At 68.1% G+C, this 20,564-nt stretch carries 17 protein-coding genes and 2 tRNA genes; 13 read left to right on the forward strand and 6 right to left on the reverse strand.

What is annotated here, in order from left to right; all coding sequences use genetic code 11:
• The first annotated feature begins 29 nt into the window (after positions 1-29).
• The 4 genes from ettA to OCQ_RS07540 all read left to right on the forward strand — a co-directional run bounded on the left by ettA (position 30) and on the right by OCQ_RS07540 (position 7,695).
• Positions 30-1,706 carry an energy-dependent translational throttle protein EttA gene (gene ettA / locus OCQ_RS07525; RefSeq protein WP_009955480.1) on the forward strand — a complete coding sequence of 559 codons (1,677 nt, stop codon included), beginning with the start codon at positions 30-32 and terminating at the stop codon, positions 1,704-1,706.
• A gap of 78 nt (positions 1,707-1,784) precedes the next feature.
• Complete coding sequence (locus OCQ_RS07530; protein WP_014384161.1) at positions 1,785-6,626, forward strand: NAD-glutamate dehydrogenase; 4,842 nt, start codon at positions 1,785-1,787, stop codon at positions 6,624-6,626.
• Complete coding sequence (locus OCQ_RS07535; protein WP_008255151.1) at positions 6,623-7,036, forward strand: acyl-CoA thioesterase; 414 nt, start codon at positions 6,623-6,625, stop codon at positions 7,034-7,036. Before OCQ_RS07530 ends, OCQ_RS07535 begins: the two co-directional genes overlap by 4 nt.
• Positions 7,024-7,695 carry a hypothetical protein gene (locus OCQ_RS07540; RefSeq protein WP_009955475.1) on the forward strand — a complete coding sequence of 224 codons (672 nt, stop codon included), beginning with the start codon at positions 7,024-7,026 and terminating at the stop codon, positions 7,693-7,695. Before OCQ_RS07535 ends, OCQ_RS07540 begins: the two co-directional genes overlap by 13 nt.
• A 68-nt stretch (positions 7,696-7,763) precedes the next feature.
• Here the strand turns inward: OCQ_RS07540 and OCQ_RS07545 are convergent, their stop codons facing one another.
• The 3 genes from OCQ_RS07545 to OCQ_RS07555 form a co-directional block, all read right to left on the reverse strand.
• Complete coding sequence (locus tag OCQ_RS07545; protein WP_014384162.1) at positions 7,764-8,780, reverse strand: pyridine nucleotide-disulfide oxidoreductase; 1,017 nt, start codon at positions 8,778-8,780, stop codon at positions 7,764-7,766.
• An 87-nt stretch (positions 8,781-8,867) separates the two neighbouring features.
• Positions 8,868-10,433 carry a glycoside hydrolase family 13 protein gene (locus tag OCQ_RS07550; RefSeq protein WP_014941615.1) on the reverse strand — a complete coding sequence of 522 codons (1,566 nt, stop codon included), beginning with the start codon at positions 10,431-10,433 and terminating at the stop codon, positions 8,868-8,870.
• 38 nt (positions 10,434-10,471) lie between these two features.
• On the reverse strand, positions 10,472-10,867 hold the full coding sequence (locus OCQ_RS07555) for a globin (protein WP_008255158.1): 396 nt from the start codon (positions 10,865-10,867) through the stop codon (positions 10,472-10,474).
• A 144-nt stretch (positions 10,868-11,011) separates the two neighbouring features.
• Between OCQ_RS07555 and OCQ_RS07560 the strand changes: the two genes are divergently transcribed.
• From OCQ_RS07560 to OCQ_RS07570, 3 genes are all read left to right on the forward strand, one after another.
• Positions 11,012-11,662, forward strand: coding sequence for an HNH endonuclease (locus tag OCQ_RS07560; protein ID WP_026071535.1), 651 nt, complete (start codon positions 11,012-11,014; stop codon positions 11,660-11,662).
• A gap of 67 nt (positions 11,663-11,729) precedes the next feature.
• Positions 11,730-11,957 carry an aa3-type cytochrome oxidase subunit CtaJ gene (gene ctaJ, locus OCQ_RS07565; RefSeq protein WP_008255162.1) on the forward strand — a complete coding sequence of 76 codons (228 nt, stop codon included), beginning with the start codon at positions 11,730-11,732 and terminating at the stop codon, positions 11,955-11,957.
• Positions 11,944-12,411: a DUF5130 domain-containing protein gene (locus OCQ_RS07570; protein WP_008255165.1), complete on the forward strand. Its 468-nt coding sequence runs from the start codon at positions 11,944-11,946 to the stop codon at positions 12,409-12,411. Before ctaJ ends, OCQ_RS07570 begins: the two co-directional genes overlap by 14 nt.
• Here OCQ_RS07570 and pepN read toward each other — a convergent pair whose 3' ends face one another.
• Positions 12,412-14,985, reverse strand: coding sequence for an aminopeptidase N (pepN, locus tag OCQ_RS07575; protein WP_014382173.1), 2,574 nt, complete (start codon positions 14,983-14,985; stop codon positions 12,412-12,414). It lies immediately after the preceding gene.
• A 91-nt stretch (positions 14,986-15,076) separates the two neighbouring features.
• Here pepN and OCQ_RS07580 point away from each other — a divergent pair, with 91 nt between their 5' ends.
• From OCQ_RS07580 to OCQ_RS25880, 4 genes are read left to right on the forward strand one after another with little or no spacing between them, the layout of a single operon-like run.
• The gene (locus OCQ_RS07580) at positions 15,077-15,700 is read left to right on the forward strand and encodes a mycothiol-dependent nitroreductase Rv2466c family protein (protein ID WP_008255169.1); all 624 of its coding nucleotides are present in this window, start codon (positions 15,077-15,079) and stop codon (positions 15,698-15,700) included.
• A 40-nt stretch (positions 15,701-15,740) separates the two neighbouring features.
• Positions 15,741-16,220, forward strand: coding sequence for a ribose-5-phosphate isomerase (locus tag OCQ_RS07585; protein ID WP_009955467.1), 480 nt, complete (start codon positions 15,741-15,743; stop codon positions 16,218-16,220).
• Positions 16,221-16,238: 18 nt separating this feature from the next.
• The gene (locus tag OCQ_RS07590) at positions 16,239-17,045 is read left to right on the forward strand and encodes an Fpg/Nei family DNA glycosylase (protein WP_014384164.1); all 807 of its coding nucleotides are present in this window, start codon (positions 16,239-16,241) and stop codon (positions 17,043-17,045) included.
• Between the two features lie 58 nt (positions 17,046-17,103).
• Positions 17,104-17,463 (forward strand): hypothetical protein, encoded by a 360-nt coding sequence (locus OCQ_RS25880; RefSeq protein ID WP_074020979.1) that lies wholly within the window; start codon positions 17,104-17,106, stop codon positions 17,461-17,463.
• A gap of 8 nt (positions 17,464-17,471) precedes the next feature.
• Here the strand turns inward: OCQ_RS25880 and OCQ_RS07595 are convergent, their stop codons facing one another.
• A complete protein-coding gene (locus OCQ_RS07595) occupies positions 17,472-18,662 on the reverse strand; it encodes a serine hydrolase domain-containing protein (protein WP_009955465.1) in 1,191 nt (396 codons plus the stop codon).
• Between the two features lie 33 nt (positions 18,663-18,695).
• A tRNA-Gly gene (locus tag OCQ_RS07600) sits at positions 18,696-18,766 on the reverse strand.
• Between the two features lie 149 nt (positions 18,767-18,915).
• Here OCQ_RS07600 and OCQ_RS07605 point away from each other — a divergent pair.
• Positions 18,916-18,992 (forward strand) — tRNA-Pro (locus OCQ_RS07605).
• 64 nt (positions 18,993-19,056) lie between these two features.
• On the forward strand, positions 19,057-20,451 hold the full coding sequence (gene tig / locus OCQ_RS07610; RefSeq protein ID WP_014384165.1) for a trigger factor: 1,395 nt from the start codon (positions 19,057-19,059) through the stop codon (positions 20,449-20,451).
• Positions 20,452-20,564 lie beyond the last annotated feature (113 nt).

A 20,564-nucleotide genomic window follows, 5' to 3' on the forward strand; every position in this document is an offset into this window, starting at 1 on the left:
CCGCAAGACCAGAAAGGCACAACCGCGGCATGGCTGAGTTCATCTACACGATGAAGAAGGTCCGCAAGGCGCACGGCGACAAGGTGATCCTGGACGACGTCACGTTGAGCTTCTATCCAGGCGCCAAGATCGGCGTCGTTGGGCCCAACGGCGCCGGCAAGTCGAGCGTCTTGCGGATCATGGCGGGCCTGGACAAGCCGAACAACGGTGACGCCTTCCTGGCCAACGACGCGACCGTCGGCATCCTGCTGCAGGAGCCGCCGCTGAACGAGGAGAAGACCGTTCGCGGCAACGTCGAAGAGGGCCTGGGCGAGATCAAGGTCAAGCTCGACCGCTTCAACGAGGTCGCCGAGCTGATGGCCACCGACTACTCCGACGAGCTGATGGAGGAGATGGGACGGCTGCAGGAGGAGCTCGACCATGCCGACGCGTGGGACCTCGACTCGCAGCTGGAGCAGGCCATGGACGCGCTGCGCTGCCCGCCGCCCGACGAGCCGGTGACCAACCTGTCCGGTGGTGAGCGCCGCCGCGTCGCGCTGTGCAAGCTGCTGCTGTCCAAGCCCGACCTGCTGCTCCTCGACGAGCCCACCAACCACCTCGACGCCGAGAGCGTGCAGTGGCTCGAACAGCACCTCGCCTCATATGCGGGCGCGATCCTGGCGGTCACCCACGACCGGTACTTCCTGGACAACGTCGCCGAATGGATCCTGGAACTCGACCGCGGCCGCGCCTACCCGTACGAGGGCAACTACTCCACGTACCTGGAGAAGAAGGCCGAACGGCTCGCGGTGCAGGGGCGCAAGGACGCCAAGCTGCAGAAGCGGTTGACCGAGGAGCTGGCGTGGGTGCGCTCCGGGGCCAAGGCGCGCCAGGCCAAGAGCAAGGCACGGCTGCAGCGCTACGAGGAGATGGCCGCCGAGGCCGAGAAGACGCGCAAGCTCGACTTCGAGGAGATCCAGATCCCAGTCGGTCCGCGGCTGGGCAACGTGGTGGTCGAGGTCGAGCACCTCGACAAGGGCTACGGTGGACGCACCCTCATCAAGGACCTGTCGTTCACCCTGCCGCGCAACGGCATCGTCGGGGTCATCGGCCCCAACGGCGTCGGAAAGACCACGCTGTTCAAAACCATCGTCGGTCTCGAAGAGCCGGACAGCGGCACGGTCAAGGTCGGCGAGACGGTCAAGCTGAGCTACGTCGACCAGACCCGCGCGGGCATCGATCCGAAGAAGAACGTCTGGGAGGTCGTCTCAGACGGGCTGGACCACATCGTCGTCGGCCAGACCGAGGTGCCGTCGCGGGCCTACGTGTCGGCGTTCGGGTTCAAGGGCCCAGATCAGCAGAAGCCGGCCGGCGTTCTCTCGGGCGGCGAGCGCAACCGGCTCAACCTCGCGCTGACGCTCAAGCAGGGCGGAAACCTCATCCTGCTCGACGAGCCCACCAACGACCTCGACGTCGAAACCCTGAGCTCGCTGGAGAACGCCCTCGAGCAGTTCCCCGGCTGCGCGGTGGTGATTTCGCACGACCGGTGGTTCCTGGACCGCACCTGCACCCACATCCTTGCGTGGGAGGGTGACGACGACAACGAGGCCAAGTGGTTCTGGTTCGAGGGCAACTTCGGGGCATACGAGGAAAACAAGATCGAACGGCTGGGCGCCGAGGCGGCGCGACCGCACAGAGTGACCCACCGCAAGCTGACGCGCGACTAGTGTCGGCTCTGCCCCCCGCCGCGCGGGAACGGGGCGTTTGAGCGCAGTGACAACCGTCGCCAGTTGGGAGCAGTCGGCATGACGATCGATCCCGGAGCCAAACAGGACCTCGAGCCATGGACGACGTTCACCCAGCAGCAGGACATTCCCCAGTGGATCTCCAAAGCCTATGTGGAAAGCTATCGCGGTCCGCATAGCGACCAGTCCGGCGGCGCGGAGACCAGGCCCATCGACCTGACGGTCCCGGCGGCGATCGTCACCCCGGCCATGCTGAGCGCGCACTACCGGCTCGGCCAGCACCGCCCCGACGGCGAAAGCCGCGTCGCCGTCTACCCCGCGGAGGACCCCGCCGGGTTCGGGCCGGCGCTGCAGGTCGTCACCGACCACGGCGGCATGCTGATGGATTCGGTCACCGTGCTGCTGCATCGGCTCGGCGTTCCCTATACGGCGATCATGACGCCGGTGTTCGACGTGCACCGCAATCCCGCCGGCGATCTGCTCAGCGTCGAAGCGAAGCCCGAGGGGGCATCGCAATACGCCGGCGAGGCGTGGATCCACGTGCAGCTCCTGCCTTCCGTCGACAGCAAGGGGCTCACCGAGGTCGAGCGGCTGCTGCCCCGGGTTCTCGCCGACGTGCAACAGGTCGCCAGCGACGCGTCGGGCCTGATCGCCGCGCTGAACGACCTCGCCGCCCAGGTCGAAGCCAACGCGCAGGACCGCTTCTCGGCGCCGGACCGCGACGACGTCGCGGCCCTGCTGCGCTGGCTGGGCAACGGGAATTTCCTGCTGCTCGGCTATCAACGCTGCCACGTGCACGACGGCCGCGTCTCGGGTGACGGGACGCCCGGGCTCGGCGTGCTGCGCACCCGCACCGGCTCGCGCCCCCGGCTGACCGACGACGACCGGCTGCTGGTCCTGGCGCAATCCGTGGTGGGCAGCTACCTGCGCTACGGCGCCTACCCGTACGCCATCGCCGTTCGCGAATACGCCGACGGCGGCGTGCTCGAGCACCGCTTCGTCGGGCTGTTCACGGTTGCCGCCATGAACGCCGACGTCCTGGAGATCCCCACGATCTCGCGTCGGGTCCGCGAGGCGCTGGCGATGGCCGACAGCGACCCGATCCACCCCGGCCAGCTGCTGCTCGACGTCATCCAAACCGTTCCGCGCTCGGAACTGTTCACGCTCAGCGCCGAACGGTTGTTGGCGATGGCCAAAGCGGTGGTGGATCTGGGTCCGCAGCGAAATGCGTTGTTGTTCCTGCGCGCCGACAGCCTCCAGTACTTCGTTTCCTGCCTGGTGTATCTGCCCCGCGACCGCTACACCACGGCGGTGCGGCTGCAGATCGAAGACATCCTGGTACACGAATTCGGCGGCACCCGCCTGGAATTCACCGCGCGGGTCAGCGAATCACCGTGGGCGCTCATGCATTTCATGGTGCGCCTGCCTTCCGATGACCCCGGCGCCACGCCGGTCGACGTCTCCGAGGACAACCGGATCCGCATCCAGGGCATGCTGAGCGAAGCGGCGCGCACCTGGACCGACCGGCTGATCGCCGCCGCCGCCGAAGGCTCCGTCGGGCACGCCGACGCGGAGTACTACGCGGACGCCTTTCCCGAGGTCTACAAGCAGGCCGTCACACCGGCCGATGCCATCGATCACATCGCGATCATCAAAGAGCTGCACGACAATTCGGTCAAGCTGGTGTTCCTCGAAGGCGAGGACGGATCCGCCCAGCTGACCTGGTTCCTGGGCGGGCGCACCGCCTCGCTGAGCCAGCTGCTGCCGATGCTGCAGAGCATGGGCGTGGTGGTGCTCGAGGAGCGGCCGTTCACGGTCACCCGCTCCGACGGGCTGCCGGTGTGGATCTATCAGTTCAAGATATCCCCGCACCCGACCATCGAGTCGGCGTCGACGCAAGCCGAGCGCGACGAGATGGCCGAGCGATTCGCCGACGCCGTCACCGCGATCTGGCAGGGACGCCTCGAGATCGACCGCTTCAACGAGCTGGTGATGCGCGCGGGGCTGCGCTGGCAACAGGTCGTGCTCTTGCGCGCCTACGCAAAGTACTTGCGGCAGGCTAGCTTTCCCTACAGCCAGTCCTACATCGAATCGGTGCTCAACGAGCACCCGTCGACCGCGCGGTCCCTGGTCGCGCTGTTCGAGGCGCTGTTCGACCCGAACCCGAGTTCCTCGACCGGCCGTGACGCGCAGGCGGCCGCCGCCGCGGTCGCCGCCGACATCGACGCCCTGGTGGGTCTGGACACCGACCGCATCCTGCGCGCCTTCGCGTCGCTGGTGCAGGCGACGCTGCGCACCAATTACTTTGTGACACGCAAGGGTTCGGCCCGGGCCCGCAACGTGCTGGCGATCAAACTGGACGCTCAGCTGGTCGACGAGCTGCCGTTGCCGCGCCCCAAGTACGAGATCTTCGTCTATTCGCCGCGGGTCGAAGGCGTGCACCTGCGGTTCGGCCCGGTGGCCCGCGGCGGCCTGCGCTGGTCGGACCGTCGCGATGACTTCCGCACCGAAATCCTGGGTCTGGTCAAAGCGCAAGCGGTCAAGAACGCGGTCATCGTGCCCGTCGGGGCCAAGGGCGGATTCGTCGTCAAGCGGCCACCGTTGCCCACCGGCGACGCCGCGGCCGACCGGGACGCCACCCGCGCCGAAGGCGTCGCCTGCTATCAGCTGTTCATCTCCGGCCTGCTCGACGTCACCGACAACGTCGACCACGCGACCGGAAAGGTCAACCCGCCAACGGAAGTCATCCGTCGCGATGGTGACGACGCCTACCTGGTGGTGGCGGCGGACAAAGGCACCGCCACGTTCTCCGACATCGCCAACGACGTCGCCAAGTCCTACGGCTTCTGGCTGGGCGACGCGTTCGCGTCCGGCGGCTCGGTCGGCTACGACCACAAGGCCATGGGCATCACCGCCAAGGGCGCGTGGGAGGCCGTCAAGCGACACTTCCGGGAGATGGACGTCGACACCCAGACCGAGGACTTCACCGTGGTCGGCATCGGCGACATGAGCGGTGACGTCTTCGGCAACGGCATGCTGCTGAGCAAGCACATCCGCCTACTCGCCGCCTTCGACCACCGGCACATCTTCCTCGACCCCGACCCCGATGCCGCGGCCTCGTGGGAGGAACGCCGGCGGATGTTCGAGCTGCCGCGCTCCACCTGGGACGACTACGACACGTCGCTGATCAGCGAGGGCGGCGGGGTGTACAGCCGGGAGCACAAGTCCATTCCGGTCAGCCCCCAGGTCCGCGACGTGTTGGGCATCGGCGGTGACGTCACCGAGATGACCCCGCCCAACCTGATCAAGGCCATCCTGCAGGCGCCGGTGGACCTGTTGTTCAACGGGGGGATCGGCACCTACATCAAGGCCGAGTCCGAATCCGACTCCGACGTCGGTGACCGCGCCAACGATCCGGTGCGGGTCAACGGTTCTCAGGTTCGCGCCAAGGTGATCGGCGAGGGCGGCAACCTCGGGGTGACCGCCTTGGGCCGCGTCGAGTTCGACCTGGCCGGCGGCCGGATCAACACCGACGCGATGGACAACTCGGCCGGCGTGGACTGCTCCGACCACGAGGTCAACATCAAGATTCTGATCGACTCCCTGGTCACCGCCGGCAAGGTCAAGCCGGAGGAACGCAAGCCGCTGCTGGAGTCGATGACCGACGAGGTCGCCCAACTGGTGCTCACCGACAACGAGGACCAGAACGACCTGATCGGCACCAGCCGCGCGAACGCGGCCAGCCTGCTTCCGGTGCACGCCAGGCTGATCCAGTACCTGGTCGACGAGCGCGGCATCAACCGGGAACTCGAAGCGCTGCCGTCGGAAAAGGAGATTCAGCGGCGGTCCGAGGCCGGCATCGGGCTCACCTCACCGGAGATGTGCACCCTGATGGCGCACGTGAAGCTGGGGCTCAAAGAGGAGATGCTCGAAACCGAACTGACCGAACAGGACGTGTTCGCGTCCCGGTTGCCCCTGTACTTTCCGAAACCGTTGCGGGAACGGTTCACCGGCGAGATCCGCACCCACCAGCTGCGCCGCGAGATCGTGACCACCATGCTGATCAACGACCTGGTGGACGCCGCCGGCATCAGCTACGCCTTCCGGATCACCGAAGACGTCGGGGTCGGGTCGGTCGACGCGGTGCGCACCTACGTCGCCACCGACGCCATCTTCGGCGTGAGCGAGATCTGGCGCCGCATCCGCGCGGAGAATCTGCCGGTCGCCCTGTCGGATCGGCTCACCCTGGACACCCGACGCCTGATCGACCGCGCCGGACGCTGGCTGCTCAACTACCGCCCACAGCCATTGGCGGTCGGCGCCGAGATCAACCGGTTCGCCGCCAAAGTGAAGGCGCTGACGCCGCGGATGTCGGAATGGCTGCGCGGTGACGACAAGGCCATCGTGGAAAAGGAAGCCGCGGAATTCGCCTCCCAGGGCGCGCCCAAAGACCTGGCCTACACGGTGGCCGCCGGGCTCTACCACTTCAGCCTGCTCGACATCATCGACATCGGCGACATCAACGACATCGACGCCGCCGAGGTGGCCGACACCTATTTCGCCCTGATGGACCGGCTCGGCACCGACGGCCTGCTGACGGCGGTCTCCGAGCTGCCCCGCAGGGACCGCTGGCACTCGTTGGCGCGCTTGGCAATCCGTGACGACATCTACGCCTCGCTGCGGTCGCTGTGCTTCGATGTGCTCGCCGTGGGGGAGCCCGACGAAAGCGGTGAAGAGAAGATCGCCGAGTGGGAGCACCTGTCCGCGTCCAGGGTCGAGCGGGCCCGACGGACGCTCCTTGAGATCCAGGAAAACGGGGACAAGGATCTCGCGACGCTGTCCGTCGCCGCGCGACAAATCCGTCGCATGACCCGCACGAGCGGAAGAGGTTCATCGAGTTGAGCATCGGCTTCGTCGCGCCCGTGCTGGTGCGCTGGTCGGACATCGACATGTACCAGCACATCAACCACGCCACCATGGTCACCATCCTCGAAGAGGCGCGGGTGCAGTTCCTGCGCGAGGCGTTCGAGGTCGACATCTTGACGATCGGGTTGCTCATCGCCGAGGTCAAGGTCACCTACAAGGGTCAGCTTCGGCTGGCCGATTCTCCGCTGCAGGTGACGATGTGGACCAAGCGGTTGCGGGCGGTCGACTTCACGCTGGGCTACGAAGTGCGTTCGGTCAACGCGGATCCGGACTCGAAGCCCGCCGTCATCGCCGAGTCGCAACTGGCCGCCGTCCACATCGAGGAGGAGCGGCTGGTACGGCTCTCGCCGCAGCACCGGGAGTATCTGCAGCGGTGGATCAGGTAGCCGACCGCGGCCTGTGGCTGGGCGCGCAATTTCGGGCCGAGCACCGCCGGGATCTCGCCGCGTTCCTCGAGCGCGCGCTGCGACTCGACGATGCGGCGATCATTCGCTTGCGGACCCGATCCGAAGGGCTCCTGACCGCCTGGGTCGCAACGGGTTTCGACGTGCTGGCCAGCAGGGTGGTGCCGGGCGAGGTCCGGCCCTCGGACCTGTCGGTGGGTGCGGACGCGCTGGCGCGCGGCCTGGCCGCGATGGACGACTCGGGCTACGTCGATCCCGGATTCGCGATGGACTCGGCGTGGCGGGGCGCCCTGCCCCCGGAATCCGGATTCACCCACATCGAGGACATCCCGGCCAGGGTGGTGCTCGGTCTGGCCCAAAGCGGCGCGCGACTTGCCAAGGAGCACAGCAGCTCTCACGGCCCGCCGGTGTCGCTGCTCGACCAGGAGGTCATCCAGGTGAGTGCCGCCGACGTACACGTGGGGCTGCCGATGCGCTGCGTGTTCGCGCTGACCGCGATGGGTTTCCTGCCGCAGTCACCCGATGCCGTCGACGCCCAGGAATTGATCCGGGTCCGCATCACGCCGACGTGGCTGCGCCTGGACGCCCGGTTCGGTTCGGTGTATCGCCGCCGCGGCGACCCGGCGCTGCTGCTGGGCTGACGCCCCGGTTTGGCGAACGAAATCAGGCTGAGTTTAAACGCGGCGTCGGCGGTCCAGCGGCGCGGAGATCAGGGGCCGTAACTCAGCCACAGCGGCAGCACGGCATCCAGGTAGTCCATGAATTTCTTGAGCCCCACCCGGAATTGCCCGTACCCGTAGCGGTCCTGCGCGTACTGCGGAAACGCGATCCCCACCCCGAACAGGCCGGGAGCAAGGATTCCGTTGGTGCGGTTGTAGTCCAGTTGCCCAAACTGCGGTGTCTCGGGCAATCGCCGGCGTTCGAAGCCGACGGTGTAGACCACCCGGTCACACCGGGCCAGCTGCCCGGAGAACTCCGGCGCCGATACCAGGCATCGCTCCAATCGGTCCGGCAGCACCCCGTCGATGTTTTCCCGCGCCCACACCGCCGCCTGGCCCTTGAGCCCGGTGTCATCGAACAGGATCCAATCCTCAAAGTACACAGCATATTTCAGTGGGCTTCGGTAAAAGTTGATCACCCGCTCGACGGGATGGCGCAGCAGATTCGGCAGCACGATCATGGACGAGTGCGACGAGCCGAACACGCCGACCGTCGCACCCCGCAGCGGCTCACGCGCGAGCTTCTCGGGATCGAGGGCGACCTCCACCGGAATCTCGTCGAGCTCCGGGTAATGAAGCCTCTTGGCGACCGCCCCGACGGCCAGGATCACGTTGCTGGCCACGATGTCGTCCCGTTCGGTCTCGATGCGCCATCGCCGGTTTTCCAGGTACAGCGCGGTCGCGGTCGTCGTGAAGGTGGCGACCTGCTCACGAAGCTGCCCCGTGATCCACACCAGCGGCTCGGCGACCAGGCCCAGCGCGCACGTCTCCTGCGGGTCGATTTCGCGCAGCGGCAGGGGCGGCGCTTCGTCGAACCGAAATGACTTGGAGCCGTTGAAGTATTCGAGGAACAGACCCACGTGCGTGTTGCTCGACACCGACCGCCACTTTTGCCCGATGTCGCCGCCGGCGAAGGCGGGATCGATCCACGCGATCCTTTCGGCCGCGACGCCGTGATCCAGCAGCCTCCCCACCGCGGCGACGCCCGCCGGCCCGGCCCCGATCACTGCCCACGCGTAGGAAGTCATGCACCACATATAGAGCAGTACGCGGCGAACCGCCCACCGGGACTCGGGCCGTCAGGCCCGAACCGGCTACGCCAGCCAGGCCGCGGAGTCCGGGGGGAGTTTCGCGTCGAGCAGCGGCGCGCTGGCCAGGACGAGTTCCCCCGGCGGCAGGGGCACCGGCTGTGCGCCGCAGTTGAGCGCGCACACCAGGCCGCCGGGACGCCGGAAGATCACCGCGTCGCCGGAGGCGTCCAGCCAGTCGACATCGTCGCCGTCGAATTCGACGCGACGCTTGCGCAATTCGAGCGCGCGCCGGAAAAACGACAGCGTCGAGTCGGGATCGGCGCTCTGCTTGTTAACGGTCAGCGCCGCCCACTCCTTCGGCATCGGCAACCAGGTCTCGGCGCAGGACGAGAACCCGAACGGGGGCTCGTCGCCCGACCAGGGGATGGGCACCCGGCATTTGTCGCGGCCGCGTTCGGTGTGTCCCGAGCGTTCCCACGTCGGGTCCTGCAGCACCTCGTCGGGCAGCTCGACGTCGGGCAGCCCCAGTTCCTCGCCGTTGTAGATGAACACCGCGCCCGGCAGGGCGAGCATCACCATCGCCATCGCGCGGGCCCGGCGCAGGCCGAGGTCGCCGCCGCCGTAGCGGGTGACCTCCCGGCCGACGTCGTGGTTGGACAGCGTCCAGGTCGGGACGGCGTCCTGCAGGGCGGTGGCGGCGAGCGAGTTCTGGATCGCGTCGCGGATCTCGGCGCCGTCGAATTCGATCCTCGCCAGCCGGAAGTTGAACCCGAGGTGCAGCTCATCGGGCCGCAGGTACTCCGCCCAGCGGGCGTTGTCGGTCACCCACACCTCGCCGACGGTCACCGCCCCCGGGTAGTCGTCGATCACCCTGCGGATGTCGCGGTGGATGTCGTGCACGCTCGGGTTGTTGAAGCGCGGGTCGTCGTCGGTGTGGTGCAACACCTTGGACTCGACGTCGGGCGCGTCCGGCAGGCCGGCCGGCTTGGCCATGCCGTGCGCCACGTCGATGCGGAAGCCGTCCACGCCGCGTTCCAGCCAGAAGCGCAGCGTCTTCTCGAAATCGTCGAAGACGTCCGGGTGCTCCCAATTCAGGTCCGGCTGCTCGGTGTCGAACAGGTGCAGGTACCACTGGCCGGGTTGACCGTCGGGTTCGACCACCCGGGTCCAGGCGGGGCCGCCGAAGACGGAGGTCCAGTTGTTGGGCGGCAGCTCCCCGTCGGCGCCGCGGCCGTCGCGGAAGAAATACCGCTCCCGCGCGTCGGTGCCCGGCCCGGCGGCCAGCGCCGCGGCGAACCACGGATGGGCCGAACTGGTGTGGTTGGGCACCACGTCCATGGTGATCTTCATGCCCCGCCGGTGCGCCGCGGCGATCAGCCGTTCGATGGCGGCCATCCCGCCGAACAACGGGTCGATGTCGCGCGGATCGGCGACGTCATACCCGTGGTCGGCCATCGGGGAGACCGTGACCGGGTTGAGCCAGATCGCGTCCACGCCGAGCTGCTCGAGGTGATCCAGGCGGGCCGTCACTCCGTCCAGGTCGCCGACGCCGTCGCCGTCGCTGTCGGCGAACGACCGCGGATACACCTGATAGAACACCGCGCTCGACCACCACGCTGCCGGGCTCATGCTGCTCCGTTCGGTTCGCTGGGCATCAGAACTGGGCATCAGAACGACGAGTTCACCAGCGAGTCGGCGGCCATCTCCAGATAGCTGAGCAACTCGCGGCGGTGCTCGTCGTCGAGTGTCGCCGAATCGATGGAGGCCACGGCCGTGTGCATGCAGCGCAGCCACGCGTCGCGCGCCAGGGGAGTGATCCGGAACGGGACGTGCCGCATCCGCAGCCGGGGGTGTCCGCGCCGGTCCGAGTAGGTGCGCGGGCCGCCCCAATACTGCTCGAGGAACATCCGCAAGCGCTCCTCGGCGCCCTCGAGGTCATCCAGGGGATACAGCTCGCTCAAAATCTCGTCCTCGGGCACCTGAGCGTAAAACCGCGACACGATCGCGTGGAAGGTCTCGGCACCGCCGACGGCGTCGTAGAAGGACTGTCCTACCTCATCCATCGCCGTCCATTGTGGGGCATCGTCGCGACGGCAAGCCGCGGCGGCCCGACGCCGCTCTCGCTGTTCACCGGTTGGACACGGCGTTTCACCTGCAATAGGGGTGCGATTGGCGGCGAATCATGGTGGACTGTTCGCGGAGGATCTATGGCGCAGGGCAAGAGACGCCGCAGCCACCGCAGTAGTCAGGTGGCCGCGGCAGGGTCAACCGGGCCCACAACCGTGTCATCGCTGCACAGTGTCGAGATCCATCCGCCGGCCCGCCCGGAGAGCGCTTCCATCTGGAGTCGCCGGCGGGTGTTGCTGCTGAATTCCACCTACGAGCCGCTGACCGCGCTGCCGATGCGGCGCGCGATCGTCATGGTGATCTGCGGCAAGGCCGACGTGGTGCATCACGACCCGGCGGGGCCCGTCATCCACTCGGCGACCCGCTCGATCGTCGTGCCCTCGGTGATCCAGCTGCGCTCGTATGTCCGCGTTCCCTACCGGGCGCGCGTTCCGATGACCCGCGCCGCGCTGATGCACCGCGACCGGTTCTGCTGCGCCTACTGCGGGGCGAAGGCGGACACCGTCGACCACGTGGTGCCCCGCAGCCGCGGCGGCGACCATTCCTGGGAGAACTGCGTCGCCTGCTGCTCGACCTGCAACCATCGCAAGGGCGACAAGCTGCTCAGCGAGCTCGGCTGGGCGCTGCGGCGGCCGCCGATGCCGCCGACGGGCCAGCACTGGCGGCTGTTGTCGACGGTCAAGGAGCTGGACCCGGCCTGGGCCCGATACCTCGGCGAAGGCGCGGCCTGAGCCACAATCTGGTGTCCGGTCGCGCCGGTGGATCGCTTGGTGGGATACGGTTTGCGTCGTGAGTCCTATGCATCTCCACCTGATCATCGTCGGTATACCCGTGTTGCTGGTGGTCGCGCTGTCGGTGCTGATCTGGTCCCGCAAGGGGCCGCACCCGGCGTCCTACAAGCTGGGCGAGAAGTGGACGCATCCGCCGATCCTGTGGGCCGCCATCGGCGAAGAGGTCGGCCACAGCCATGGGGGGCACGGCACGTCGGAATTCTCAGTCGGAGGTGGCGCCAGTGGCACGTGGTGAGGTAGCGACGAGGGAACCCGCCGAGCTGCCCTACGGCTCGGTGATCACCGCCAGCGGACGGATCTCCGGGGTCACCGAGCCCGGCGAACTCTCGGTGCAGTTCCCGTTCTCGACCAAAGATCTCGTCGCGGTGGACGACGCGCTGAAATTCGGGTCGCGGTCCTCCAAGACGCGTTTCGCGATCTACCTCGGCGACCTGGGCAACGACACCGCCGCGCGGGCCCGCGAGATCCTGGCCGACGTGCCGACGCCGGACAATGCGGTGCTGCTGGCCGTCTCGCCCGACCAGAAGGTCATCGAGGTGGTCTACGGTTCCGCTGTCCGCGGCCGCGGCGCCGAGTCGGCCGCGCCGCTGGGTGTGGCCGCCGCTTCCTCGGCATTCGAGCGCGGCGACCTGGTGGACGGGCTGGTCAGCGCGATCCGCGTGCTGAGCGCCGGCATTTCGCCGGCTTAGCTACTCGGCGTCGAAACGGCGCGCCCGCAACGATCGCTTCACCCCGGCCTGGCCCTCGAGCACCAGGCGGCGCAGCGCCGCCGGCACCTCGGGGTCGGACAGGAACTCGTCGGCTGCGGCGATGCCGTCCTCGCTGATGTCCCAGTGCGGGTACAGGCCGATCACCACCGTCTGCGCCACTTCGCTGGATCGGCGCGCCCACACCCCCGAGATCGCCTCGAAATACCGCGCGGTGAACGGTTTGAGCAGCTCATGCTGCGCCGGCGGGGCGATGCCCGCGATGATCGCGCGGGCGGTGATGTTGGCCAGGGTGTCGTCCTCGACCACCCTCGTCCACGCCTCCTCCTTGACCTGCAGTTGGGGCCGCGCCGTCGCGGCCTGGGCGCCGTGCCGCTTGCCGGCGGCGGTCGGATCCCGCTGAACCTCGGCGTCGATGAACGGCGTGGCGGGCCCGTCGGCGTCGATGTCGCCGGCGGTGGCCAGCGCGGTGACGATCCGCCACCGCAGGTCGGTGTCGATCTCGAGGCCCGGCAATCCCAGGTCTTCGGGGGAGCGGTCGAGCAGGTCGGCCAGCGTCACCACATGGCGAGTCGACAGGACCGACGAGCACAGCGTGTTGACGAAGGCGAGCTGGTGATCCGATCCGGGCTGCGCGGCGCGCGCCAATTCCAGCAGCCGGTCGGCGAACTGCGGCCAGCCCTCCTCGCGTGCCCAGCCGGGCTCGGCGTAGGACGTCAGCGCCGTCTGCGCCTGAAGCAGCAGCCGCTGCGCCACCCCGACCTCGGTTTCGGCGTGCACGCCGCCCGCCACCAGGGCCACGAAATCGCGGGCCCGCAGCTCGGCCTCGCGCGTCATCTCCCAGGCCGCCGACCAGACCAGCGAGCGGGGCAGTGGCTCGGCGATGTCGGCGATGCGACCCAGGGCGGTGCGCAGCGACTCGGCGTCCAGCCGCAACGAGCAGTACGTCAGGTCGTCGTCATTGACCAGAACCAGTTGTCCCCGCGAAGCCCCAACCAACGCAGGCACTTCCGTCACCGGGCCCTCGACGTCGAGCTCCTCGCGGCGCACCCGCACCAGCTTTCCCGACCCGTCATCGTCGTAGACGCCGATGGCCAGCCGGTGCACCCGGGTCTCGCCGGCGCCCGGGGCGGCTCCGCTCTGGGTCACCGCGAACCGCGTGAACCTGCCGTCACCGTCGACGTCGAAATCGGGCCGCAGCGTGTTGAGCCCGGTCGTCTTCAGCCACTGCTGCCCCCAATCGGACAGGTCGCGCCCCGACGCCTTCTCCAGCGCGGCGACCAGATCGTCGAACGTGGCGTTGCCGAACGCGTGGGTGCGGAAGTAGTCGCGCAGCCCGGCCAGGAAGTGCTCGAGCCCGACGTAGGCGACGAGCTGCTTGAGCACCGACGCGCCCTTGGCGTAGGTGATGCCGTCGAAGTTCACCTCGACCGCGGCCAGGTCCGGAATGTCGGCGGCGATCGGATGGGTCGAGGGCAACTGGTCCTGACGGTAGGCCCACGACTTTTCGACCGTCGCGAACGTGGTCCATGCCTCGGTGAATTCGGTTGCCTCGCTTTGGCATAGCACCGACGCGAACGTCGCGAAGGACTCGTTCAGCCACAGGTCGTCCCACCACGCCATGGTGACCAGATCCCCGAACCACATGTGGGCCATCTCATGCAGCACGGTCTCGGCGCGACGTTCGTAGGACGCCCTGGTGACCTTGCTGCGGAAGACGTAGTCCTCCAGGAAGGTCACCGCGCCGGCGTTTTCCATTGCGCCGGCGTTGAACTCGGGGACGAACAGCTGATCGTATTTCCCGAAGGCGTAGGGCAAGCCGAAGTTCTTGTGGTAGAAGCCGAATCCCTGCTTGGTCTGGGTGAAGAGCCGCTCGGCATCCATGTAGGGCGCCAGCGACGCCCGGCAGTAGATGCCCAGCGGAATTTCGCCGTGTTCGTCGGTGTAGGCGTCCTTCCACTCGGCGTACGGGCCGGCGATCAGGGCGACCAGGTAGGTGCTCATCCGCGGGGTGGTGGCGAAGGTGTGCAGGCCGTCGGTCACCGACACCGTCGCGCCGTTGGAGATCACCTTCCAGTGCCGGGGCGCGGTCACCCGCACGTCGAAGGTCGCCTTGAGGTCGGGCTGGTCGAAGCAGGCGAACATGCGCTTGGCGTCGGCGGTTTCGAATTGGGAGTACAGGTAGGTCTCGTTGTCGACCGGGTCGACGAACCGGTGCAGACCCTCACCGGTGTTGGAGTAGCGGCAGTCCGCGTCGACCACGACGACGTTGCGGTCGGCCAGGCCACGCAACTCGATGCCGGTGGATTCGTCGTATCCGGAGACGTCGAGGTCGCGACCGTTGAGCGTGGCGCCGCGCACCGTGTCGGCGGCGATGTCGATGACCGTGTCGGCGCCGGCGAGGGCGTCGAACACCACCGTGGTCACCGAGCGGAAGGTCCGTTCGCCGGGACCGCCGTGGGAGTCGGTGAGGTCGAGGTCGATCTGGTAGCTGGCGACGGTGATCAGCGAAGCGCGCTCGACGGCTTGTTCGCGGGTGAGGTTGGGGAGTGCCACGTGTCCAACTTACGGGTCGGGCGAACCGGGAACAGGAGCGAGAGGCCTACGGTTGTGCAGATCAGACTTTCAACCGACGAGAGGACAGGACATGCCCGACAACGCGCCCGCGAAGAACAAGGCCGATTTCTGGTTCGATCCGCTGTGCCCGTGGGCGTGGATCACCTCGCGCTGGATCCTCGAGGTGGAAAAGGTTCGCGACATCGAGGTGAACTTCCACGTGATGAGCCTGGCGGTGCTCAACGAAAACCGCGAGGGCCTGCCCGACGAATACCGCGAACGCTTGGCGAAGGCCTTCGGCCCGGTGCGGGTGGCGATCGCGGCCGAACAGGCCCACGGCGCCGAGGTGCTGGCGCCGCTGTACACCGCGATGGGAACCCGGATTCACAACGAGGACAACAAAGAACTGGACGACGTGATCAAGCAGTCGCTGGCCGAGGTGGGCCTGCCGGCCGAGTTGGCCGACGCCGCCGACAGCGACGCCTACGACGAGGCGCTGCGCAAGAGCCACCACGCCGGGATGGACGCGGTCGGCGATGATGTCGGCACGCCCACCATCCACGTCAACGATGTGGCGTTCTTCGGTCCGGTGCTCTCGAAGATTCCGCGCGGTGAGGAAGCGGGCAAGCTGTGGGACGCCTCGGTGGCCTTCGCGTCCTACCCGCACTTCTTCGAGCTCAAGCGCAGCCGCACCGAGAAGCCCGACTTCGCCTAGCGCGCTCGGGCCGTCGCGCGGCTGTGTAAGGATTGCGGGCATGCGCGTCTACCTCGGCTCTGACCACGCCGGATTCGAGCTCAAGCAGCAGATCATCGAGCACCTCGCAAAGTCCGGCCACGAGCCGATCGATTGCGGCGCCTTCACCTACGACGCCGACGACGATTACCCGGCCTTCTGCATCGCGACCGCGACGCGCACGGTGGCCGACCCGGACAGCCTGGGCATCGTGCTGGGCGGGTCGGGCAACGGCGAGCAGATCGCGGCCAACAAGGTGCCCGGCGCCCGGTGCGCGCTGGCCTGGAGCGTCGAAACCGCAAGCCTGGCCCGCGAACACAACAACGCGCAACTGATCGGCATCGGCGGTCGCATGCACACGGTGGCCGAGGCGCTCGCCATCGTCGACGCCTTCGTGACCACGCCATGGTCGAAAGCCGAACGCCACCAACGGCGTATCGACATCCTCGCCGAATACGAACGCACCCACCAAGCCCCGCCGGTACCCGGCGCGGCGGGCTGACGCTGGAAAGGTCCGCGCGTGCCCGAAGGGCATACCCTGCACCGGCTGGCCCGGCTGCACCAACGCCGCTACGCCGGCGCGCCGGTGTCAGTGTCCAGCCCGCAGGGCCGCTTCGCCGACGCGGCCGCGGCGGTCGACGGCCGGGTGTTGCAACGCACCAGCGCGTGGGGCAAACACCTGTTTCACCACTACGCCGGTGGCCCCATCGTGCACGTGCATCTCGGCCTGTACGGCGCCTTCACCGAATGGGAACGTCCCGACGACGGGTCGTTTCCCGAGGCGGTCGGGCAGGTGCGGATGCGCATGATCGGCGCCGACTACGGCACGGACCTGCGCGGCCCGACGGTGTGCGAGGTGATCGACGAAGGGCAGGTCAGCGACGTGTTGGCCCGGCTGGGTCCCGATCCGCTGCGCGGCGACGCCGATCCGTCGTGGGCGTGGAAGCGAATTGCCAAGTCGCGCAGGCCCATTGGGGCACTGTTGATGGATCAGACCGTCATGGCCGGCGTGGGCAACGTGTACCGCAGCGAGTTGCTGTACCGCCACGGCATCGACCCCTTCCGCCCCGGCCGCGACGTCGGCGAGGACGAATTCGATGCGGCCTGGATTGATCTGGTGGCACTGATGAAGGTCGGGTTGCGCCGGGGCAAGATCATCGTGGTGCGGCCCGAACACGACCACGGCGCGCCCTCGTATCGCCCCGACCGCCCCCGCTCCTACGTCTACCGGCGCTCCGGCGAACCGTGCCGCGTGTGCAAAGCCCCGATCCGCACGACCGTGCTGGAGGGCCGCAACGTGTTCTGGTGTCCGACCTGCCAAAAATAATGGCGAAACATCGCCGCCTCCGGTTTGAATTCAATCGGGGTGGGCATGTGTTGTCTCCATGAAGACTCTCGCTCGATCAGCAGCAACGATTTCCGCCATCGCGGGTCTGGGCTTGGCGGGGCTGGGCGTCGCGACCGACGCGCAGGCGCATCCCGCTCCGTTCCCGCAGTGGTGCCCCGGCGATTTCTGGGACCCCGGCTGGGGCGACAACTGGGACACCGGGAATTGCCACGACAATTGGCGCGGACCCGGGCCTAATCCGTACCTCAACCCCGGCGGACCCGGCGGTCCCGGTGGGTTGGGCGGTCCCGGTGGGCCCGGCGGACCGGGTGGGCCCGGCGGTCCCGGTGGCCCCGGCGGGGGTGGCCCCGGCGGTGGTGGACACGGCGGCGGTGGCGGCGGTGGCGGCGGCCATTAACGGCGCCGCTAGATGACACCCAGCACGGAGTAGACCGCGTTCGACAGGACCAGGCTGCGGGGGTCGGCGTTGGCCTTGGTGGGGTCGAAGTGATTCGCCACATAGGCGTAGCCGATGCGGTGCTCGAGATCGACGAACCCGAACGAGCCGCCCAGCCCGCCGTGGCCGAAGATCCGCGGGTTGGGTCCGTTGACGCAGCGTTGGTTGAGCATGTATCCGAGACCCCAGCCGTGGTCGGCGACCCGCGGCCCCAGCACCAGGTCGGTTTCCAGCCCGCCCTGACAGACCCGCACCAGGTCCATGTGCTCGCGGCTGAGCACCTTCTCCTGGGCGAGCGCGTTGTAGAAGGTCGCCAACCCCAGCGCCGACACCTGACCGTTGGTGCCGGGGAACTCGAGTTCGCGCCACAGGCCCAGATCGTGTGAGCCGAGCTCGTCGTCGGGGGCGAATCCCATCGAGACGGACAGGCCCGCCTTGGGGTGCTCGGCCAGGCTGGTCGGCCAGCCCGGCGCCTTCGCGTCGGCCAGCAGGTCCCGGGCGTGCGGCTTGTTGATCCGCTCGGCGCAGCGGTGCTGTTCGGCCAGCGGCAGCCCGATGTGGACGTCGGCGCCGAACGGTTCGGCGATCTCGGTCCGCAGGTACTGACCGATCGTGCGGCCCGTGACCCGGCGGAACACCTCGCCCATGATGAAGCCGAAGGTGGTCATGTGGTAGCCCTGCGCGGTGCCCGGCTCCCACCAGGGCTCGGCGGCGGCCAGCTGTTCGCAGACGTAGTCCCAATCCGCGACCTGCTCCCAGCGCATCCGGGTGCGCGGCCCGATCACGCCGGAGCGGTGGCTCATCACCATCGCCAGCGTGATGTCCTGTTTGCCCGCCTGAGCGAACTCGGGCCAGTAGTGGGCCACCGGCGCCTGCAGGTCCAGCTCGCCGCGGTCGGCCAGTTGGTGCACGCAGGTGGCCGACAGGCCCTTCGTGCCGGACAACACCGTGGTCAGGGTGTTCTGCTGCCAGGGCCGGGTGCGGGCCGCGTCGGCCCAGCCGCCCCACAGGTTGACGACGAGAGACCCGTCCACCCACACCGCGACGGCCGCACCGACCTCGTCGCGCAGGGTGAAATTGCGCTCGAACGCGTCGCGAACCCCGACGAAATCCGACGCGCATGAGCCATGGATCGACGGGTCCGTCGTCAGGTCGCTCATGGCGCCTCTCTATCGAGCAGATAGTTAGCCCCGAGCGGGCGACGGGAATCGAACCCGCGTAGCTAGTTTGGAAGACTAGGGCTCTACCATTGAGCTACGCCCGCATGTATTTAGTCGAGCGTGACTGTAGCTGGCGACGAAGATCAAATCTAATCGACGCGGCTTTGTGATCACTCCGTGAGGTCCGCGAGGTCGCCGCCCAAGCCTGTGACGGACCTGGCTTTGCGGGGCCTTAGGATCATCGAGGTCAGCGCGGGGTGTAGCGCAGCTTGGTAGCGCATCCGCTTTGGGAGCGGAAGGCCGCAGGTTCAAATCCTGTCACCCCGACCAGCACGACCGGCCGCACGCTGCGCGGCCCACCGACGACCAGGAACGAGCACCGAGGAGCACACCCGTGAAGAGCACCGTCGAGCAGTTGAGCCCCACCCGGGTGCGCATCAATGTGGAGGTCCCGTTCTCCGAACTCGAGCCGGACTTCCAGCGGGCCTACAAGGAGTTGGCCAGGCAGGTGCGCTTGCCCGGCTTCCGGCCCGGCAAGGCGCCGGCGAAGTTGCTGGAGGCCCGCTTCGGCCGCGAGGCGATGCTCGACCAGGTCGTCACCGACGCGCTGCCCGCGCGGTACGGACAGGCGGTCGCCGAGTCGGAGGTGCACCCGCTGGGCCAGCCCGAGATCGAGGTCACCAAGAAGGAGTACGGCGAGGAGCTGGCGTTCACCGCCGAGGTCGACATCCGGCCCAAGCTCACCCTGCCCGACCCGGGTTCGCTGACCATCTCGGTGGACCCGATCGAGGTCAGTGACGACGACGTCGACGCCGAACTGCAGTCCCTGCGGGCTCGATTCGGCACCCTGACCGGGGTGGACCGGCCGGTCGCCGACGGCGACTTCGTCTCCATCGACCTGTCGGCCACCATCGACGGCGAAGAGGTGCCGGGCGCCGCCGCGCAGGGGCTGTCCCACGAGGTCGGCTCCGGCCGGCTCATCGCGGGCCTCGACGAGGCGCTGGTCGGGTTGTCCGTCGACGAATCCAAGGAGTTCACCGCGCAGTTGGCCACCGGCGAGCACGCGGGCAAGGACGCGCAGGTGACCGTCACGGTCAAGTCGGTCAAACAGCGCGAGCTGCCCGAGCCCGACGACGAGTTCGCCCAATTGGCCAGCGAATTCGACACCATCGAGGAGCTGCGGTCCAACCTGCGCGAGCAGGTCGGCCGGACCAAGCGGGCGCAGCAGGCCGAAGCCATCCGCGACGCCGCGATCGACACGCTGCTCGAGCAGGTCGACATCCCGCTGCCCGAAGCGATCGTGAAGGCGCAGGTGGACAGCGCGCTGCACAACGCCCTGCACAGCCTCGACCACGACGAATCCAAGCTCGACGAGGTGCTCGCCCAGCAAGGGAAGTCGCGCGAGGAGTTCGAGACCGAGACGCGCACCGCCGCCGAGACCGACGTCAAACGGCAGCTGCTGCTCGACGCGCTCGCCGACGAGCTCGAGGTCCAGGTCGGCCAGGACGACCTGACCGAGCGGCTGGTGGCCACGTCGCGCCAATACGGCATCGAGCCCCAGCAGCTCGTGGCCTACCTTCAGGAGAACAACCAGCTGCCGGCCATGTTCGCCGATGTGCGCCGGGCGCTGGCCATCGCCGAGGTGATCCGCGCGGCGACGGTCACCGACACCGCCGGAAACACCGTCGACACCGACGAGTTCTTCGGCAAGCGCGCGGGGGCGGACGAGGCCGCCGATGACGTCTCCGGTGACGCCGAAGAATCCACGAAGGCCGACGCCGAGGAGTGACCGCGCGATGACGCTGTGAGCGAACGCGCCCGTTTCAGGGGCGCGTGGCCGCGAAACGGCGGGCCCGGTTGGTTAGTGTCGGTGAAGACAGATCTGACAGAAAGCAGGTACCC

Origin of the sequence: Mycobacterium paraintracellulare (assembly GCF_000276825.1) — a bacterium.
Taxonomy (GTDB): Bacteria; Actinomycetota; Actinomycetes; order Mycobacteriales; family Mycobacteriaceae; genus Mycobacterium; species Mycobacterium intracellulare.